Genomic DNA, 17,535 nt, shown 5'->3' with positions numbered 1-17,535 from the left:
CGACTTCAAGACGAGGCGGTACCGGACCGGGTTGCTCCACCAAAGCTGAGGTTTTGCTGAGAGACCGCTCGGGTGGAGCAGTGGTTCAGACCTCTACGAGCACCGTGAAGGGGCCGTCGTTCACGCTGCGCACCGCCATCATGGCGCCGAACTTCCCTGTGGCGACACGGGCTCCGCGCCCGCGCAGCTCCGCCACGACGCGGTCGAACAGCTTCAGCGCGTCGTCCGGGCGGGCCGCCTGCGTCCACGATGGACGGCGCCCCTTGCGGGTGTCGCCGTACAGCGTGAATTGGCTCACCACCAGCAAAGGGGCGCCGGAAGTGGCGCAGGACTCCTCGTCGCGGAGGATGCGGAGCTCGTGCAGCTTCCGCGCCATGGTGACCGCTTTGTCCTCGCTGTCCGAAACGTGGACGCCGAGCAGGACCAGCAGCCCCGGCTCCTCGATCGCGCCGACGACCTCGCCCTCGACTGTGACGCTCGCCTCGGTCACCCGCGCCGCGACGGCCCTCACACCGCCTCCAGGAAGCCGTGGCGGACCAGTTCCCGCACCAGCGGCAGCGCGGCCTCGGTGAGCGCGTCCTCGTCCAGCCCGTGCCCGGCGGCGAGCAGCGACAGCAGGTCCGACAGCGGCAGCGCGCCCCGGCAGCCGGCCAGCAGCGCGGCGACCGTCTCGTCGACCTCGTGCTGCCAGCCCGGCCCGTCGGAGCGGTGCAGCCGCAGCACCGTGGTGTCCCAGCCCTCGTCGCCGGGCGCGGACACCCGCTCCAGCAGCACCGTCGGCGGCACCCGGAAGCGCGCGTCCAGCAGGTCGTGCCCGTGCTCCCGCAGCCAGGTCACGCGGTCCAGCCACCGGCCGGCCTCCGGGCCCAGCGGGTCGTCGTAGGCCTGCCGCAGGTCCTCGCAGACCACCGTCGGGTGGGCCGCGTCCGTGCGGCGCAGGGTGACGAACCCGAACCCGACGCCCTGGACCTTGTTCTCCGCGAACCAGTCCAGCCAGTCGGCGGCCTTGGCCCGGCCGCGGTCGGAGCGTGGATCGATGCCCGCGTCACGCAACCAGGTGCCCACGTACAGCCCGGGGTCGGCTACGTCGCGTTGCACGAACCACGCGTCCGTGCCGCCGGGGAGCCATCGGCTCACCCGGTCGGCCCAGTCCTCGCCGTCGACGTGCAACCAGGAGGCGAGCAGCTGCCCGGTGCCGCCCTCGGTCAGGAACCCGGGCAGCTGGCGGATCACCAGGGCGCTCGCGTCGTCGCCGCCGAGGCCGGAGTCGCGGTAGGTGTAGTCGACGCGCGGCGGGCCCACCACGAACGGGGGATTGCACACGATCTGGTCGAACCGGCGGCGCGCGACCGGCGCGAACCACTCGCCCCGCACCAGTTCGACGTCCAGCTCGTTCAGCCGGAACGTCGCGTCCGCGAGCGCCAGCGCCCGCTCCGACACGTCGGTGGCGGTGACGCGCTGGGCGTGCCGGGTGGCGTGCAGCGCCTGCACGCCGTTGCCGGTGCCCAGGTCCAGCAGGCTGCCCACCGGGCGGCGGGTGGTGGCGCGGATCAGGCTCAGCGACGCGTGCCCGACGCCGAGCACGTGGTCCGGCGGGACCTCCGCGCCGAGCACGTCGGAGTCCAGGTCCGAGACGACCCACCACGAGCCCTGCTCGTCCCCGTGCGGCCGCACGTCCAGGCCCGCGCGCAGCTGCTCCCGTCCGCGCACGAGACCGGCCGCGAGGGCGTCGTCCAGCGCCAGCGGCGCCAGCGCGGCCCGCACGGCCGCTTCGGGCTCGGTGGAACCCAGCAGGAAGAGGCGGATGAGCGTGCCGAGCTCGCCGGCGTCCGCGCTGGCGCGGAAGGCGAGTTCGGGCTCGCCGCGGCCCAGCGCCGCGTGGGCCGCCCCGCCCAGCGCGTCGACCACGCCGTCGGCGTCGTAGCCGGTGCGCTGGAACGCCTCGCGCAGCCGGGCCAGGAAATCGTCGGAGAACCGCGGAATGCTCACGGTGGGTGATCCTCCCACGCGGGCGCCGCGGCTGTGCTGAGATGGCCGCATGACCACCACGGACCGGGCGACGGTGCTCGCGGGCCTCGGCGAACTCCTGCCGGGGCTGGAGGAGCTCTACCTCGACCTGCACCGCAACCCCGAGCTGTCGTTCGCCGAGCACCGCACCGCCGGCAAGCTCGCGGACCGGTTGCGCGAGGCCGGTTACGAGGTGCACACCGGCATCGGCGGGACCGGGGTGGCGGGCGTGCTGCGCAACGGGGACGGCCCGGTCGTGATGCTGCGCGCGGACATCGACGCGCTGCCGGTGGCGGAGAAGACCGGCCTGGACTACGCCAGCGAGGTGCGCGCGCCGAACCAGGACGGCGACGAGGTCCCGGTGATGCACGCGTGCGGCCACGACATGCACGCCACCTGGCTGGACGGCGCGGCGCGGCTGCTCGCCCGCGGCCGGGACGGCTGGCGGGGCACGGTCGTCGTGGTCTACCAGCCGGGGGAGGAGGTCGGCGAGGGCGCGGAGACGATGGTGCGCGACGGCCTGTTCGACCTCGTCGGCACGCCCGCGGTGGTGCTGGGCCAGCACGTCGTGCCCGGGCCGGCGGGCTGGGTGCTGACGCGGCCGGGTGTGCTGATGGCGGCCACCGACTCGCTGCGGATCGTGCTGCACGGCCGCGGCGGGCACGGCTCCCGCCCGGAGACGACGGTCGACCCGGCGGTGCTGGCCGCGTCGGTGGTGATGCGGCTGCAGACGATCGTGTCCCGCGAGATCGCGGCGACCGAGCAGGCCGTGGTGACCGTCGGGTCGATGCACGTCGGCACCGCGGCCAACGTCATCGCCGAGGAAGCGGTGCTCGAGGTCAACGTCCGCACCTTCGACGAGCAGGTCCGGCAGCGGGTGCTGGCCGCGATCGAGCGCATCGTCCAGGGCGAGGCGGCCGCGGCGGGCGCGCCACGGCCGCCGGAGATCACGCCGATCGCGACCTTCCCGGTGACCAGCAACGACGAGGGCGCGAACCGCACGCTCACCGAGGCGTTCACCGCGCACTTCGGCGCCGACCGGACGATGGAGGCCCCGCTGGTCACCGGCAGCGAGGACTTCGGCGAGTTCGGCAGGGCGGCCGGGGCGCCGTCGGTGTTCTGGCTGGTCGGCGGCCTGGACCCGGACTTCGTGCTCACCGCGATGGCGGAGGGCCGGTTCGAGCGCGACGTCCCGTCGAACCACTCGCCGCGGTTCGCGCCGGTGCTGCACCCGACGCTGCGGACCGGGGTGGAGACGCTGGTCGTGGCGGCGCTCACATTTTTGTCGGTGGGTGGTGGCAAGCTCGGGGCATGACCGGAAGCGCCCCGATCCCCGCCGCCAACTTCGCCCAGCCGTGGGCGGACGACACCCGCCCGCCCCTGCCCAAGACCGGTGACGAGCGCGCGATCCTCACCGCCTACCTCGACTGGCACCGGCAGACCTTCGAGCTCAAGTGCACGGGGGTCGCGCCGGACCGCCTCTCCGAGAAGCTGATCCCGCCCTCGGGGCTCACCCTGCACGGCCTGCTGCGGCACCTCGCCGGCGTCGAGCGGTGGTGGTTCCGCATCCAGTTCCGCGGCGAGGACGTGCCGGTCCTGTACTACTCCGACGACGACCCGGAGCAGGACTTCGAGCGGCTGGACGGCGATCCGGCGGAGGCGCTGGCGGTGTGGCGCGCCGAGTGCGAGGCCTCCCGGCGGATCGTCGCCGAAGCGCCGTCGCTCGACGAGACGGGCGTGCACCAGGCCTCCGGTGAGCCGATCTCGTTGCGGCGGATCATGGTGCACATGCTCGCCGAGTACGCCCGGCACAACGGGCACGCCGACCTGCTGCGCGAACGGATCGACGGCCGGACCGGGCACTGAAGGAGGGGAACGTGACGGACGCACTCGCGCTGACCCGCGCGCTGACCGCGGTCGACACGGTGGGTCACGGGGAAACCGCGGCGCTGGAGGTCGTGGCGCCGCTGCTGCGGGACGCGGGGTTCCGCCTCGAGGTGTTCGAGCACGAACCCGGCCGCGGCACGCTGGTGGCCGAGTGGGAGACCGGGCACGACGTGCCCCCGCTGTGCCTGTCCGGGCACGTCGACACGGTGCCGCTGGGCGGCGCGCCGTGGCAGCACGACCCGTTCGCCGGGGAGACCGACGGCGACCGCGTGTACGGGCGCGGCGTGAGCGACATGAAGGCCGGGGTGGCGGCGATCGTGACGGCGGCGGTCACGGTCGCGCGCTCCCGGCCGCGCCGCGCCGGGCTGCGGCTCGTGCTGACGGCGGCCGAGGAGACGGGGTCGCAGGGCGCGTGGTTCGTGGCGGACCGGCTGGGGCCGAGTGGTCCGCTGGTCATCACCGAGCCGACCGCGAACGCGGCGTTCCACGGGCACAAGGGCGCGCTGTGGCTGGAGGCGCTCGCCACCGGCGTGACAGCGCACGGGTCGATGCCGCACCTGGGGGACAACGCGGTGGTCAAGCTGGCCGCGGCGGTGTCGCGGCTGGCGGAGTACCGGTTCGGGGTGGAGCCGCACCCGGTGATGGGGCCGCCGACGCTGAACGTGGGCACCTTCACCGGCGGGCTGAACACGAACTCGGTGCCCGACCGCGCGGTGGCGACGGTGGACGTGCGGACGGTGGCGGGGCAGGACCACGCGGCGTTGCTGGAGACGCTGGCCGCGGTGGCCGGGGTCGAGGTGCGCCCGCTGATCGACCTGCCGCCGGTGTGGACCGATCCGGGCGACGAGTGGGCGGCCTCGGCGGCCGCGATCGTCCGGGAGGTCACCGGCGCGGGCGATGAGGTGGCGACGGCGACGTACTTCACCGACGCGTCCGTGCTGACCCCCGCGCTGGGCGGAGTGCCGACGCTGATCTGCGGGCCGGGCGAGCCGGAGCAGGCGCACGTCACCGACGAGTGGTGCTCGATCACCCGGCTGGCCGAGTCGGTGGAGATTCTCACGCGCGTGTGCGCAGGGTGGTGCGGGATTTAACGCCACCCGAGTATCGCCGGGGAGGGCGAAGTGGCAGCATGGAGGCACAGGAGGTGGTCGCGGTGAACAGGTCCCCCCGGGGCACCGGCGACGAGGACGCCCCCGTTCTCATCACCGAGGCCGCACCGTCCTACGAAGACGAGCACGCGGCCCGCAAGCGCAAGTACATGCTGATGATGGGCATGCGGTTCCCGTGCCTGGTGCTGGCCGGGATCTTCTACCACACGTGGTGGCTGGCGCTGCTGTTCATCGTCATCTCGATCCCGCTGCCCTGGGTCGCGGTGCTGATCGCCAACGACCGCCCCCCGCGCAAGCCGGAGAAGGTCAACCGCTACCAGCGCAACGCGAAGGCCATCGAACACCGCGAACACCGCATCATCGACGGCTGACCCCGCCGCTCGGCGTACCCGTCGCGGGGGCTGGGCTGCCGCCGCGGGTGGTGGGGCGTGCCGTCGGGGTTGAGTGAGCCGCCGCGGGTGGCTGGGCTGCCGCCGCGGGTGGTGGGGCCTGCCGTCGGGATTGAGTGAGCCGCCGCGGGTGGCTGGGCTGCCGCCGCGGGGGGTGGGGCGTGCCGCCGGGATTGACTGAGCCGCCGCAGGCGGCAAGGCGGCGCCCCGAGAGCGGCCGAGCTTGCGCGAGGCTGAGCTGCCGCTTCGATCGGCAACACTGTGCCGGTGCCGCGGGTGGGCAACTCGCCACCGCCTGGGCGCCCCTGCGCCGTCTGCCTGCCGCGCGACGGCTTCACCGAAGTCGGCGCTCTACGCAGTGCCGCGGCCGGCGCCCGCCGCGCATTCACCGCACCGGATCAGCGCACCTGCGCGAAGCCTCCACGGGCGCGGCATCGACCTCTGCCGCGCCCGTGGAGCCGCTCACAGCAAGCACTCGCCCTCCCGCCGGCGAGACCAGTGAGTCAGCCGGAGTCAGGGCTGAGCGCCGACCTTGGTGACCGCCCGCGCGCCCAGCCGCACGCCCGCCCGCAGGGCGTCCACAGTGGACTCCCCGCGGAGCCAGGCCGCCAGCACGCCCGCGTCGAACGCGTCGCCCGCGCCGGTGGAGTCCACGCATTTCGCCTCCTCCGCGGGCACGCTCACCTCACCGTCGGCGGACACCCACGTCGCGCCGTCCAGACCCGCCGTCACCACCACCGCGCCGACGTCGTCCAGCAGCGCCTTCGCCGCCGACGGCGCCGCCGAGCCGGTCAGCGCCAGCAGCTCCTCCGTGTTGGGCAGCAACAGGTCCGTGCCACGCACGTCCGCCAGGAACGCCCGCGGATCGGTGATCAACGCGGCCGCCTGCGGGTCCACCGACGTGGTCAGCCCGGCCTCCTTCGCCGCCGCCAGCGCGGCCAGCCCCGCGGGCCGCGACGACGGGTCGAGCAGCACGTACCCGGACAGGTGCACGTGGTCCGCGCCGGCCAGCACCGCCGGGTCGATGTCCGCGGGCGCGAACCGGGCCATCGCGCCCCGGTCCGGCAGCATGCTCCGCTGACCCGAACCGTCCACCAGCACCACGACCACGCAGGTCGGCGCGTCACCGTCGACCGCGAACGCGCACGACACGCCCGCCGCCTCCAGTTCGGCCCGCACCGTGCGCCCGCCGGCGTCGTCGCCGACGCGTGCGATCAGCGTCGTCTCCACGCCCGCCTCGGCCAGCCACACCGCCGTGTTCGCGCCCGCGCCGCCGCCGGCCAGCCGCACCCGCGACCGCGAGTCGCCGCCGTGGACGATCGGTCCCTCGTGCCGGGCCACCACGTCCAGCCCGGCGTCCCCGACCACGACGACCTTCACGCGAGCTCCACCGCGACCTCGGCCGCGACCCGCGCGTTGGACACCACCAGTTCCTCGTTCGCGTCCAGGCTCACCCCGCCGCTGGCGGTGTGGAAGTGCTCCAGCAGCACCGGCGTGACCTCCTTGCCGTGCACGCCGCGCGAGGACAGCAGCGCCAGCCCCTCGGCCAGCAACCGGTCGTGCAGTTCGGCGTCCATCTCCGCCTCGGCCGGGATCGGGTTGGCCAGCAGCACCCCCGACGACGCGTACCGCCGGTGCGCGGCGACCACGGCCGCGGCCGCGACCGGGTCGTCGACCCGCCACGGCACCTCGAAACCGGAGGTCCGCCGGTAGAACGCGGGGAACTCGCCGGTCCGGTACCCCAGCACCGGCACCGAGTTCGTCTCCAGCACCTCCAGGGTCGCGGCGATGTCCAGCACCGACTTCACCCCCGAGCACACCACCAGCACCGGCACCGTGGCGAGCACGCCGAGGTCCGCGGAGACGTCCCAGGACTCGGCCGCCCCGAGGTGCACGCCGCCCAGGCCGCCGGTGGCGAACACGCCGATCCCGGCCGCGTGTGCGAGCGCCGAGGTGCTCGCCACCGTCGTCGCGCCCGAGCGGCCGAGCCCGATCGCGGGCCCCAGGTCACGCAGGGACAGCTTGTCCAACCCGGCGTCGGGCGCGCACACGCGTTCCAGCTGCGCGCGCGACAGGCCGGCGTACGCGACGCCGTCGAGCACCGCGATGGTGGCCGGCACCGCGCCGGCCTTCCGGACGGTCTCCTCCAGTCGGTTCGCGACCGCGAGGTTGCGGCCGGGCGGCAGGCCGTGGGACAGGATCGTGCTTTCGAGCGCGACGACCGCGCGGCCGCTGTGAACGGCGTCGGCGACCTCGTCGGCCAGCGATATCGGGGGTGTCACGAGGGACCATCTTCACCGACGGTCCGCCGTGAAGTCCCAGCGGGTGGGCGAGCCGCCGAAGTCGCGTTCGTCCAGCCCGAACACCCACCGCGGCCGCACCCGCACGGTCGCGTTGACGTCGGGGTCCAGGAAGTCCGTGCCGTAGTCGGTGCGGTACTTGGCGTTCACCGCCTCCACGAACGCCCGCACGGACACCGTGTCCCGCACGACCTTGGCGACACCCTCCAGCACCACGGGGTTGAGCGCGTCGTCCGTCGAGATCGTGACGGCCGGGTTGGCGAGCAGGTTGCGCACCTTCCGGGCGCCGCGCGACGAGGAGAACCACAGCGCCTCGTCGTGCCACACCGCCCACACCGGCATCAGGTGCGGGCGGCCGTCCGGCCACACGGTCGCGACCCAGTAGTCGTGCGAGTCCCGCAGCCGGTTCTCGGCCCAGGACCAGGGCAGCAGTCCCGTTCCCTGGTCGGCGGGCAGGGTGCCGTAGCCGGGCATGTGCGGGCGGGTGGCGCGGGGAACGGTCATCGGCGGAGCCCTCCCTTCACCCCAGATACTGCGCCACGCCCTCCCCGAAGGACCAGTCCACCGGGTGGTTCTCGGTCACGCTGACGAACACGTTCCGCGGCTCGATCCCGGCCCGTTCGGACGCCAGCTCCGCGATCCGCGCGTAGAGCGCCTTCTTCTGCGCGTAGGTGCGGCCCACCCGCATCGTGATGCTGACGAAGACCACACCGTCGTCCCGGCGGATGCCGAGGTAGCCGGGGTCGTAGCGGAGGTGGCCGTCGGTGCGGGTGACGATCTGGAAGAAGTCGTCCCGCGGCACGTCGATCGTCTCGGTCATGGCCTGGTGGACCGCGTCCCCGAGCGCGGTCAGGGTGGCGTCGTCGTGCACGGGCAGGGCGTCGATGCGTACGAGTGGCATTCCCTCACCGTACATACCAGTAGGTACAGAAGGCCAGAGTGTCGGCCGCGACGGGTGCTGCGGCAAAATGGGCACATGAGCACCCAGACGCTGCCCGAGGTCGACACACGCCCGGAGACCACCGACGAGACCGACAGCGATCAGCCGAAGGTCTTCCACTACGTGCGCAAGGACAAGATCGCCGAGAGCGCGGTCATGGGCACGTACGTGGTGGCGTTGTGCGGCGAGGTCTTCCCGGTCACCCGCTCGCCCAAGCCCGGCTCGCCGGTGTGCCCGGCCTGCAAGGAGATCTACGAGGGCTTGCGCCCCGGCCCCGACGGCGAGGACTGATCCGCCAGGTCGTCCTCCCCGGTCGCGGGAGCCTCCTCCTGCTTGCGCGGCTTCCGCAACGGCTGCGTCGTGCGCTCCCACAGTGAGGGCGAGTCCTCGCGCAGGCGTTCCCTGGCGCGCTCCATCTCCAGCCGCCGCCACTTGCGGCGCTGGCGGCGCGTCATCTTCGCGGGCCAGAGCTCCTGGATCGCGGCGTTGAAGTAGGCGCCGCCGACGATGGCCATCCCGATGAAGAACGTGAACAGCAGGAACGCGATCGGCGTGGCCAGCGCGCCGTAGGTGTAGCCGGTGCTGGTGATCCAGGACAGGTAGACCCGCAGGCCGACACTCGCGAGCAGGAAGATCACCATCGCCAGCACCGCGCCGGGCAGCCCGCGGTGCCACGGCAGCCGGCGCGGCAGGGCCAGCTTGTACAGGGTCGCCACGGCCAGGACCAGCAGCACCCCGATCACCGGGTAGTACAGCCAGCTGATCCAGGTGGTGATCGTCGGCGCCCAGCCGTCCGGCAGGAAGTCGATCAGGACGTCCGGTCCGATGGCGATGATCGGCAGGCCGACCACCAGCAGCACCAGGCTCGCCAGGTACAGCAGCAGCGCGTAGATCCGCTGCCAGACCTCGTTGCGCACGCCGTACTGGTCGTGCGCCACGGTGATCGCGTCGACGAACGACGACATCGCCGACGAGCCGGCCCACAGCGAGATCAGGAAGCCGACCGAGACGATCTCGCCCTTGCCGATGGTCAGGATGTCGTCGACCGTGGGCTCGATGATCTGGCTCACCACGTTGCCGCTGAAGATCTTGTCCGCGAACGTGATGATCCGGTCGTGCACCGCGGTGACGAAGCCCTGTCCGAACCAGTCGCCCATGAAGCCGAGGCTGCCCAGCAGCCCGAGCAGCAGCGGTGGCAGCGACAGCGTCTGCCAGAACGCCGCCTCCGCAGACTCGGAGAAGATGTTGCCGTCCCACGCCTTGTTCAGCGTGCGCCCGAGCAGGCGCGCCGGACCCTTGCGGCGGGCGGCGCCATCGGGCGTCTCGTCGGACGGTGAACTCATGTCAGCCCCAAGCATGGCGGAATCGGCGCGATTTGGCTTGTCAAGACCTGTGGCGTGTTCAACTCCGCCGTGCCGTTCGCGGCCCTTGTCGGAGGGGACGGGTAATCTCCGATGAGCCGCCCTCACCCCCGTCCGGCATCGCGGCCGGGCAGTTCCGTGGGGGCATTCGCATGTCGCGTTCCATCGTCGGCGAGAGGAGGGGGAGGAATCCCTTGTCGGACACGGCCCAGGGTAATCGGACCGGTCAGGGCTTCGCCGCACCCGAGCCCCAGCACGACTCCACCGCCCGCCCGCTGCGGGCCTGGCAGCGCCGCGCGCTGACGAAGTACCTGAGCACGCAGCCGCAGGACTTCCTCGCCGTCGCGACGCCGGGCGCGGGCAAGACGGTCTTCGGCCTGCGCATCGCCGCCGAGCTGCTGTCCGACCGCACGGTCGAGGCGGTCACCATCGTGACCCCGACCGAGCACCTCAAGCACCAGTGGGCGGCGTCCGCGGCGATGGCGGGCATCCCGATCGACTCGAACTACCGCAACGGCCAGGGCGCCGTCGCGGCCGACTACCGCGGCGTCGCGCTGACGTACGCGCAGGTGGCCGCGCACCCGACGCTGCACCGCGTGCGCACCGAGGGTCGCAAGACGCTGGTCATCCTGGACGAGATCCACCACGGCGGCGACGCGAAGAGCTGGGGCGACGCGATCCGCGAGGCGTTCACCCCGGCCGTGCGGCGCCTGTCGCTGACGGGTACCCCGTTCCGCAGCGACGACTCGCCGATCCCGTTCGTCACCTACGAGCCCGACGGCGACGGCTCGCTGCGCAGCAAGGCCGACCACGCCTACGGCTATGCCGACGCGCTCGCCGACGGCGTCGTCCGGCCCGTCGTGTTCCTCGCCTACAGCGGTGAGGCGTCCTGGCGCACCAGCGCGGGGGAGGAGTTCACCGCGCGGCTGGGCGAGCCGCTGACGGCCGAGCAGACGGCCCGCGCGTGGCGCACCGCGCTGGACCCCGGCGGCGAGTGGATCCCCGCCGTCCTGCAGGCCGCCGACACCCGGCTGCAGCAGCTGCGCAGCGGTGGCATCCCGGACGCGGGCGGCCTGGTCATCGCCACCGACCAGGAGTCGGCGCGCGCCTACGCGAAGATCCTGGCGCGGATCACCGGCGAGGCGCCCACGGTGGTGCTCTCCGACGATCCGAAGGCGACCGCGCGGATCAGCGAGTTCTCCGAGTCGACTGACCGGTGGCTGGTCGCGGTGCGGATGGTGTCCGAGGGCGTCGACGTCCCGCGGCTGGCGGTCGGGGTGTACGCCACGAGCGCGTCGACGCCGCTGTTCTTCGCCCAGGCCATCGGCCGGTTCGTGCGGGCCAGGCGCAAGGGCGAGACGGCGAGCGTGTTCCTGCCCAGCGTGCCGGTGCTGCTGGAGCTGGCCAGCGAGCTGGAGGCCCAGCGCGACCACGTGCTCGGCAAGCCGCACCGGGAGAAGGACGGCTGGGACGACGAGCTGCTCGCCCAGGCCAACCGGACCGAGGACGAGCCCGGCGAGGAGGAGAAGGCGTTCACCTCGCTGGGGGCCTCGGCCGAGCTGGACCAGGTGATCTACGACGGCAACTCCTTCGGCACCGCGGTGTTCTCCGGCAGCGAGGAGGAGCAGGAGTACCTCGGGCTGCCCGGGCTGCTGGAGCCGGACCAGGTGCGGGCGCTGCTGCGCAAGCGGCAGGAGGAGCAGCTCGCCGACGCCAGCCGCCGCAAGCCGGAGAAGGAGCAGGTCCCGGCGCCCGCGCCGCGGCCGCAGTCGGTGAACGAGCGGATCGCGGCGCTGCGCAAGGAGCTGAACACCCTGGTGGGCATGTACCACCACCGCACGCGCAAACCGCACGGCGCGATCCACAACGAGCTGCGCCGAGCGTGCGGCGGCCCGCCGACGGCGATGGCGACGATGGAACAGCTGGAGGAGCGGATCGCGACGCTGCGTTCCTGGTGAGGCCGACCTCGCTTGGCGCGGGGCCGGCGCAGCGTGTGGGTGGCGTAGCTAGGTGCGCGCCACCTCGGAGCGGCGGTGCGCCCGCCACCCGAGGAAGGCGTCGAGCAGCAGGAACGCCAGCAGCGACAGCCCGAAGACCGGCATGAACCAGCCGACCACGATCCCGGCGGCGGCCAGCGGCACCAGCACCTTCATCGGCAGCCGCCGGAGCGAGCCGCGCGCGAAGGGGCGGCCGACGGGCCGTCCGGCCGGGCGGCGCTGCCACCACATGCGGTACCCCCAGACGATCATCGCGATCAGGCCGGCCATCACCACAGCCAGCACGATCTGGTTCGCCAGCCCGAACAGCAGGCCCATGTGCGCGTCGATGCCCCAGCGGGCCAGCTTCGCGGCCAGCGGCCAGTCCTCGAAGCGCAGCACGTTCAACACCTCGCCGGTGGCCGGGTCGATCGCGGCCGCGTCCTGCTTCTCCGGCCAGCTGCGCTGGATCTGCTTGACCACGTAGGCCTTGCCCACCGCGGGCGGGGTGATTTCGACCGGATCGTCCAAGCCCACCGTGCGCGCCGCGGCCAGGGCCCCGTCGAAGTCCACCGCGGGGGCGGCCGTCGCGCCCGGCAGCTTCGACGGCACCGACGGGGTCTGCCAGCTCAGCGCGGCCCGTACCTCGGAGATGTTCTGCCCGGCGAACTGCGACCACGTCAGACCCGTCGCGGACAGGAAGAACAGCACCAGCGCCACCCACGTGCCGGTGGTGGCGTGCCAGGACAGCGTGCGTGCCCGCCGGTCGTCGCCTTGCGCTTGCGACGCCGCCCGCCCCACCACAGCACCAGCCCGCCGGCCACCACGACCGCCAGCCAGCTCGCCGCCAGCTCGCTGTAGATCCGGCCCGCGTCACCCAGGTGGAGGTTGCGGTGCAGGTTGTCCAGCCAGCCCCGGATCGGCATCGCGCCACCGGAGCCGTAGGTGTCCAGCACGCCGCGGATCTCGCCGTCGTAGGGGTTCACGAAGGCGGTGCGGTAGTAGCTCTCCGGCAGGCCGTCGACCTTGAAGACGACCTGGGTGGTGTCGGTCGCCGTCGGCCCGGGGCGCACGCTGTACAACGTTCCTTCGGGAACGGCGTTCTCGGCGGTGGCGACCTGCGCGGACAGCGGCTGCGTCGTGGTCCCGGCCGGCACGTGCAGCTCGTGGTCGTAGACGACCTGCTCCAGCTGCGGCGCGAACACGTACAGCAGCCCGGTGATCGCGGCCACCAGCAGGAACGGGCCGACGAGGATCCCGGCGTAGAAGTGCAGGCGCAGCAGGACCGGTCGCAGCGTCCCGCGGGGCGCGGACGGGGCGGCGGGCGGTGCGGTTGGCTCCAGGAGGTCGTCCGTCGTCATGCTGCTCCTCGGCGGGGAGGGACCGGCTTTCCCTCCAGGTCGCCGGAATCACCGCGACGGTTCCCGGTGTGACGTCGGGCACATGACAAAGCGGGCGCCCGGGTGAACCCCGGGCGCCCGCCTGCTGTCTGTGGTCTGGCTCAGCCGCGCTGGATCTCCGCAGCGATCTCCTTGAGCTTCGACTCGTACTCGCGGGCGTGGTGGCCGCAGAAGAGCAGCTCGCCACCGCTGGAGAGGATGGCTCGTACCTGTGCTGCGGCACCGCACCGGTCACAACGGTCGGCTGCGGTCAACTCGGGGCGGGTGAGCGTCGGTGATGTCATTGGAGTCTCCCTCCGTCCCGGCATCGGCTGCCCGATGCCATCGATCCAGCGGCGACCACTTCGGCCCTGCGGTTGCCCGTCGGCTCCGCGGTGTTCGCTGGCCTCCACTCTTGCAGACGCTGAGCGCCTGGCAAGTGTTCCCGGCTGCTTGGGATGTGTGTCACGCAGAATTACCCCGGATGCCGTAGATCAATCCCGCCATTCAGGACGGAGAAACCTGCCAGAAACCCGTTTACCGTGGTCAGGACCAGTGCAGGCGGGTGGAAATCGGCTCGTGCGAACCCGTGTCAAGCGGCCGCGCGGAGCAGCTTGTTCGTTCTCAGCGGAATTCGGTGGACCGGTCCGAGGCAAGATCGTGATCAGTCCGTGTGCGAAACCATCCCCCGCGCGGGGCACGTGAGACACTCCCTGTCATGACGAAGCAGGCGTCGGCGGCCGCGAAGGACCTGGCGGCGGCCGGGGTCGGCGGGGCGCAGATCGCCTGGGCCGACAACAACGGCATCCCGCGCTCGCGGATCGTGCCGATCGGCGGTCTCGCCGCGGCCGCGACGCGCGGGGTCGGGATCACGTCGTTGTTCGCTGTTTTCGACACCCACGACGTCATCACGTTCGGCCACCCCGGACTGAGCACGCCCTCGGGTGACGTGCGTCTCGTGCCGGTGATCGACCGGCTGCGGCGGCTCGCCGGGCAGCCCGCGCTCGCTTGGGCGCCCGGGCGGCAGGTCGCCGCCGACGGATCGCCGTGGCCCTACTGCCAGCGGACGGCGCTGGAAACCGTCGTGTCCGCGACGGCCAACCTGGGTTACGAGATCCGCGCCGGCTTCGAGATGGAGTTCGCCGTGGCTCCCGCCGGCGCGCCGGACATCGCCTCCGCCCCCGGCCACCGCGGTCCCGCCTACAGTCCGCATGCCCTGATCCCGCTGGACGACTTCGTCGCGACAGTGCTGCACGACTTCGACGCCAACGGCCTGCGGCTGAACCAGTTCCACGCCGAGTACGGACTGGCGCAGCTGGAGCTCTCGCTCGCGGCGACCGATCCGGTGTCCGCGGCCGACGACCAGCTGCTGGCCCGCCAGACCCTGCACGCCGCCGCGCACAAGCACGGGCTGCGGCTGAGCTTCGCGCCGATCGTCAGCCCGGAGGCGGCGGGCAACGGCTGGCACCTGCACACCTCGGTGTGGCGCAAGGGGCGCAACCTGCTCGCCGGCGTGCCGGACGGCGAGGGCGCGGGTTACCTCGCCGGGCTGCTGCGGGACCTGCCCGCCATCACGGCGGTGACCGCACCGAGCGTGCCGTCCACGTTGCGGTTGCGCCCGGGCTACTTCGCGAGCGCATACGCGTTCTGGGGCGTGGAGAACCGCGAAGCGCCGTTGCGGTTCGTGCCGGGGTCCGACCTGCTAGGCGACGATCACGCCAACGTGGAGCTGAAGCCGTGTGACGCCTCGGCGAACCCGTACCTGGCGCTCGCCGCGGTGATCACCGCGGGCATCGCGGGACTGGAGGAGAGGCTCGCCCTGCCCGATCCGGTCGGCGAGGATCCCGGCGCCTGGACCGAGGACCGCCGGGCGGCCGCGGGAATCCGCCGCCTTCCGGTCACATCGGACGAACAGGACGGCGCGCTGGCGTCCAGTGGCCGGATGCGCGCGGCGCTGGGGGAGGAGCTGCTCGGCGCGTTCCGCGCGGTGCGTGCCTCGGACCGGCGCTGGGCCGCGGACCGGACGGTCGAGGAGATCGTCGCCGCCCACCTGTGGCGGTACTAGTGGGGCTGCTCGACGAGGTGCGCTGGTTCCCCGGCGCCACGCGCCTCATCGACCTCGCGCGGGCCGAGATGCCGCAGCAGAAGGGCGAGTCGGCCGCGTTCGTCACGCTGGTTTCCCTGCGGGCGCACGGGATCGCGGTGGCGAGCCAGGACGACACCGCGTCCGCGGGATCGTCGCCGGGCTCCGCCGCGGCGGCCATCGCGGAGCTGTCCGGGGGCGAGCTGACCGCGGTCGCCGCCGAGGGCGGGTGGACCGCCGCCGGGTTGCGCGCGATCCTGGCCGGGGTGCCCGAGCTGGACGCCACGCTGGTGGCCTTTGTGGACACCGCGGACCTCGGCGCGCCGGACACCCCCGACACCGCGTTGCGCGACTACCTCGACGGCGGGTTGCCGCCGTTCTGGAGTTCCCGTTGGCGCACCAGGAATCCGGTGTTCCTCGCGGGCGTGCTCAGCGGCCCGGGCGGCACGCTGGTGGCCATTGTGGACGGTTACCCCACCGCTGGCCGCGACGGGGTGCACCTGCAGCTGCTCGACCGGGTGGTCGCCGCCCTGCGGGGGCTGCTGCTCGTGGTGCCCGCCGCCGACATGGCCGCGGCGCGGGCGCTGATCGCGCGGGCGGGCTTCACTCCTTAGCCGCGAGGCGGGAATGCCTGCGGCCGTAGGCGAAGTAGATGACGAGGCCGATCGCGAGCCAGACGGCGAACCGGATCCAGGTCAGCACGTCCAGATTCAGCATCAGGTACAGGCAGGCCAGCGCGGCGATGATCGGCAGAGCCGGGGACAGCGGCACCATGAAGGGCCGCTTGAGGTCCGGGCGCTTGTGGCGCAGCACCGGCACCGCGATCGCGACGATCACCATGGCCGACAGCGCGCCGATGCTGACCATGTCGGACAACTCGGTGATGGGCACGAACGCCGCGAGCAGGGCGATCAGCACCGCGCCGCCGATGGTCATCCGGTGCGGCGTGCCCCAGCGCGGGTGGGTCGTGCCGATCGGCTTGGGCAGCAGACCGTCCCGCCCCATCGCGAAGCCGATGCGGCCGATGGTGACCAGTTCGACCATCATCACCGAGGTCAGTCCGGTGACCGCGCCGAGCGAGATGAGGGCGCTCACCCAGTGCTGGCCGACCGAGTCGAACGCGGCGGCGAGCGGCGCGCCGGCGTCGATGTCGGTGAACGGCACCATGCCGGTCAGCACCAGCGACACGGCGATGTAGAGCAGGGCGCACACGCCGAGGGCGCCGAGGATGCCGATGCGCAGGTCCTTGCGCGGGTTGCGGGTCTCCTCGCCGAGGTTGGCCAGGGCCTCGAACCCGGTGTAGGCGAAGAACACGATCGCCGCGGCGGACAGCACCCCGCCGATGCCGTACACGGACTGTTCGAGCCCCAGCCCGGCCTGCACGACCGGCTGGTGCAGCACGCTCGCCCCGCTCTCGCCCGGCTGTGCGGGCGGGATGAACGGGGTCAGGTTGGCGCCCTTGATGAAGAACACGCCCACGGCGATGATCAGGACGCACACCGCGACCTTGACGAGCACCAGCACGTTCGTCACCCGGGCCGACTCGCGGATCCCGAGCACGGCGACGACGGTGAGGACCGCGATGATGGCGACGGCGCCGACGTTGACGGTCGCCTCCTCGCCGAACCACTCCTGCGGCAGCCCGAGCAGGTTCGCGAGGTACCCGGACCACCCGCGCGACACCACGGCCGCGCCGAGGGCGAACTCGAGGAGCAGGTCCCAGCCGATGATCCAGGCGAACACCTCCCCGAGCGTGGCGAACGCGTAGGTGTAGGCGCTGCCCGCCGTCGGCACGCTGGAGGCCAGTTCGGCGTAACAGAGCGCCGCCAGCCCCGCCACGACGGCCCCGATCACGAACGACAACGTCACAGCCGGCCCGGCGTGCGTCTTGGCCTCCACGCCCGCGAGCGTGAAGATGCCGGTGCCGATGATGATGCCGACCCCGAAGCCCACCAGATCCCTGGCCCGCAGGCGGCGCTTCAACTCGCCGGACTCCTGCCGGGCGAGGACTTCGTTGACGTCAAGCGTTCGGGTGATGCCCATGGTGGAACGTTAGAAGATCACCTGGATCCCCGCAGCGCGGTGGCCCTTTGCTGTGACGAAG

General features: G+C 72.7%; 19 protein-coding genes. 8 read left to right on the top strand and 11 right to left on the bottom strand.

Annotated elements, in window-relative coordinates; all coding sequences use genetic code 11:
• Positions 1-85 precede the first annotated feature (85 nt).
• Complete coding sequence (gene dtd, locus AMY39116_RS0316540; protein WP_020418743.1) at positions 86-511, bottom strand: D-aminoacyl-tRNA deacylase; 426 nt, start codon at positions 509-511, stop codon at positions 86-88.
• Entirely contained in the window at positions 508-2,040 is a 1,533-nt protein-coding gene (locus AMY39116_RS0316535) for a class I SAM-dependent methyltransferase (RefSeq protein ID WP_193354361.1), read from the bottom strand. Before AMY39116_RS0316535 ends, dtd begins: the two co-directional genes overlap by 4 nt.
• Here AMY39116_RS0316535 and AMY39116_RS0316530 point away from each other — a divergent pair.
• The 4 genes from AMY39116_RS0316530 to AMY39116_RS0316515 are packed head-to-tail and all read left to right on the top strand — an operon-like array spanning position 2,039 to position 5,374.
• The gene (locus AMY39116_RS0316530) at positions 2,039-3,322 is read left to right on the top strand and encodes an amidohydrolase (RefSeq protein WP_020418741.1); all 1,284 of its coding nucleotides are present in this window, start codon (positions 2,039-2,041) and stop codon (positions 3,320-3,322) included. The two genes, AMY39116_RS0316535 and AMY39116_RS0316530, sit on opposite strands and share 2 nt — an antisense overlap.
• On the top strand, positions 3,319-3,873 hold the full coding sequence (locus AMY39116_RS0316525; RefSeq protein WP_020418740.1) for a DinB family protein: 555 nt from the start codon (positions 3,319-3,321) through the stop codon (positions 3,871-3,873). The genes AMY39116_RS0316530 and AMY39116_RS0316525 overlap by 4 nt, the downstream gene beginning before the upstream one ends.
• 11 nt (positions 3,874-3,884) lie before the next feature.
• Positions 3,885-4,985, top strand: coding sequence for a M20 family metallopeptidase (locus tag AMY39116_RS0316520; protein ID WP_020418739.1), 1,101 nt, complete (start codon positions 3,885-3,887; stop codon positions 4,983-4,985).
• Positions 4,986-5,023: 38 nt separating this feature from the next.
• Positions 5,024-5,374: a DUF3099 domain-containing protein gene (locus AMY39116_RS0316515; protein ID WP_020418738.1), complete on the top strand. Its 351-nt coding sequence runs from the start codon at positions 5,024-5,026 to the stop codon at positions 5,372-5,374.
• Between the two features lie 531 nt (positions 5,375-5,905).
• Here AMY39116_RS0316515 and AMY39116_RS0316510 read toward each other — a convergent pair.
• The 4 genes from AMY39116_RS0316510 to AMY39116_RS0316495 are packed head-to-tail and all read right to left on the bottom strand — an operon-like array spanning position 5,906 to position 8,593.
• On the bottom strand, positions 5,906-6,772 hold the full coding sequence (locus AMY39116_RS0316510; RefSeq protein ID WP_020418737.1) for a carbohydrate kinase family protein: 867 nt from the start codon (positions 6,770-6,772) through the stop codon (positions 5,906-5,908).
• Positions 6,769-7,674 carry a pseudouridine-5'-phosphate glycosidase gene (locus AMY39116_RS0316505; protein WP_020418736.1) on the bottom strand — a complete coding sequence of 302 codons (906 nt, stop codon included), beginning with the start codon at positions 7,672-7,674 and terminating at the stop codon, positions 6,769-6,771. Before AMY39116_RS0316505 ends, AMY39116_RS0316510 begins: the two co-directional genes overlap by 4 nt.
• 12 nt (positions 7,675-7,686) lie before the next feature.
• Positions 7,687-8,196 (bottom strand): pyridoxamine 5'-phosphate oxidase family protein, encoded by a 510-nt coding sequence (locus AMY39116_RS0316500; protein WP_020418735.1) that lies wholly within the window; start codon positions 8,194-8,196, stop codon positions 7,687-7,689.
• Positions 8,197-8,212: 16 nt separating this feature from the next.
• Entirely contained in the window at positions 8,213-8,593 is a 381-nt protein-coding gene (locus AMY39116_RS0316495; RefSeq protein ID WP_020418734.1) for a tautomerase family protein, read from the bottom strand.
• Between the two features lie 75 nt (positions 8,594-8,668).
• Between AMY39116_RS0316495 and AMY39116_RS0316490 the strand changes: the two genes are divergently transcribed.
• Complete coding sequence (locus AMY39116_RS0316490; RefSeq protein WP_017983722.1) at positions 8,669-8,923, top strand: DUF3039 domain-containing protein; 255 nt, start codon at positions 8,669-8,671, stop codon at positions 8,921-8,923.
• On the opposite strand, the gene AMY39116_RS0316485 is transcribed toward AMY39116_RS0316490, so the two are convergent.
• Entirely contained in the window at positions 8,884-9,975 is a 1,092-nt protein-coding gene (locus AMY39116_RS0316485; RefSeq protein ID WP_020418733.1) for a YihY/virulence factor BrkB family protein, read from the bottom strand. The two genes, AMY39116_RS0316490 and AMY39116_RS0316485, sit on opposite strands and share 40 nt — an antisense overlap.
• Before the next feature lie 212 nt (positions 9,976-10,187).
• Between AMY39116_RS0316485 and AMY39116_RS0316480 the strand changes: the two genes are divergently transcribed.
• Complete coding sequence (locus AMY39116_RS0316480; protein WP_017983720.1) at positions 10,188-11,951, top strand: DEAD/DEAH box helicase; 1,764 nt, start codon at positions 10,188-10,190, stop codon at positions 11,949-11,951.
• 48 nt (positions 11,952-11,999) lie between these two features.
• Here AMY39116_RS0316480 and AMY39116_RS47830 read toward each other — a convergent pair whose 3' ends face one another.
• The 3 genes from AMY39116_RS47830 to AMY39116_RS0316470 form a co-directional block, all read right to left on the bottom strand.
• Positions 12,000-12,689 carry a PepSY domain-containing protein gene (locus tag AMY39116_RS47830; protein ID WP_255346852.1) on the bottom strand — a complete coding sequence of 230 codons (690 nt, stop codon included), beginning with the start codon at positions 12,687-12,689 and terminating at the stop codon, positions 12,000-12,002.
• Positions 12,650-13,330: a PepSY domain-containing protein gene (locus tag AMY39116_RS47825; protein ID WP_255346851.1), complete on the bottom strand. Its 681-nt coding sequence runs from the start codon at positions 13,328-13,330 to the stop codon at positions 12,650-12,652. The genes AMY39116_RS47830 and AMY39116_RS47825 overlap by 40 nt, the downstream gene beginning before the upstream one ends.
• A 140-nt stretch (positions 13,331-13,470) precedes the next feature.
• Positions 13,471-13,653 (bottom strand): hypothetical protein, encoded by a 183-nt coding sequence (locus AMY39116_RS0316470; RefSeq protein ID WP_017983718.1) that lies wholly within the window; start codon positions 13,651-13,653, stop codon positions 13,471-13,473.
• Between the two features lie 413 nt (positions 13,654-14,066).
• Here AMY39116_RS0316470 and AMY39116_RS0316465 point away from each other — a divergent pair, with 413 nt between their 5' ends.
• Both AMY39116_RS0316465 and AMY39116_RS0316460 read left to right on the top strand, forming a co-directional pair.
• The gene (locus AMY39116_RS0316465) at positions 14,067-15,413 is read left to right on the top strand and encodes a glutamine synthetase (protein ID WP_020418732.1); all 1,347 of its coding nucleotides are present in this window, start codon (positions 14,067-14,069) and stop codon (positions 15,411-15,413) included.
• The gene (locus AMY39116_RS0316460; RefSeq protein ID WP_235716148.1) at positions 15,401-16,045 is read left to right on the top strand and encodes a hypothetical protein; all 645 of its coding nucleotides are present in this window, start codon (positions 15,401-15,403) and stop codon (positions 16,043-16,045) included. The genes AMY39116_RS0316465 and AMY39116_RS0316460 overlap by 13 nt, the downstream gene beginning before the upstream one ends.
• Here the strand turns inward: AMY39116_RS0316460 and AMY39116_RS0316455 are convergent.
• Complete coding sequence (locus AMY39116_RS0316455) at positions 16,035-17,474, bottom strand: amino acid permease (RefSeq protein WP_020418730.1); 1,440 nt, start codon at positions 17,472-17,474, stop codon at positions 16,035-16,037. The two genes, AMY39116_RS0316460 and AMY39116_RS0316455, sit on opposite strands and share 11 nt — an antisense overlap.
• Between the last annotated feature and the right edge of the window lie 61 nt (positions 17,475-17,535).

The sequence above is a fragment of the Amycolatopsis sp. ATCC 39116 genome (assembly GCF_000231075.2).
Classification (GTDB): domain Bacteria; phylum Actinomycetota; class Actinomycetes; order Mycobacteriales; family Pseudonocardiaceae; genus Amycolatopsis_E; species Amycolatopsis_E tucumanensis.
This window is presented reverse-complemented; position numbering and strand designations above follow the sequence as displayed.

Coding starts and splice junctions, on each gene's coding strand:
- AMY39116_RS0316530 (WP_020418741.1), top strand. CDS start 2,039: ATGACCACCACGGACCGGGCGACGGTGCTCGCGGGCCTCGGCGAACTC.
- AMY39116_RS0316535 (WP_193354361.1), bottom strand. CDS start 2,040: ATGCGGCCATCTCAGCACAGCCGCGGCGCCCGCGTGGGAGGATCACCC.
- AMY39116_RS0316525 (WP_020418740.1), top strand. CDS start 3,319: ATGACCGGAAGCGCCCCGATCCCCGCCGCCAACTTCGCCCAGCCGTGG.
- AMY39116_RS0316515 (WP_020418738.1), top strand. CDS start 5,024: ATGGAGGCACAGGAGGTGGTCGCGGTGAACAGGTCCCCCCGGGGCACC.
- AMY39116_RS0316500 (WP_020418735.1), bottom strand. CDS start 8,196: ATGACCGTTCCCCGCGCCACCCGCCCGCACATGCCCGGCTACGGCACC.
- AMY39116_RS0316495 (WP_020418734.1), bottom strand. CDS start 8,593: ATGCCACTCGTACGCATCGACGCCCTGCCCGTGCACGACGACGCCACC.
- AMY39116_RS0316490 (WP_017983722.1), top strand. CDS start 8,669: ATGAGCACCCAGACGCTGCCCGAGGTCGACACACGCCCGGAGACCACC.
- AMY39116_RS0316485 (WP_020418733.1), bottom strand. CDS start 9,975: ATGAGTTCACCGTCCGACGAGACGCCCGATGGCGCCGCCCGCCGCAAG.
- AMY39116_RS47825 (WP_255346851.1), bottom strand. CDS start 13,330: ATGACGACGGACGACCTCCTGGAGCCAACCGCACCGCCCGCCGCCCCG.
- AMY39116_RS0316470 (WP_017983718.1), bottom strand. CDS start 13,653: ATGACATCACCGACGCTCACCCGCCCCGAGTTGACCGCAGCCGACCGT.
- AMY39116_RS0316465 (WP_020418732.1), top strand. CDS start 14,067: ATGACGAAGCAGGCGTCGGCGGCCGCGAAGGACCTGGCGGCGGCCGGG.
- AMY39116_RS0316455 (WP_020418730.1), bottom strand. CDS start 17,474: ATGGGCATCACCCGAACGCTTGACGTCAACGAAGTCCTCGCCCGGCAG.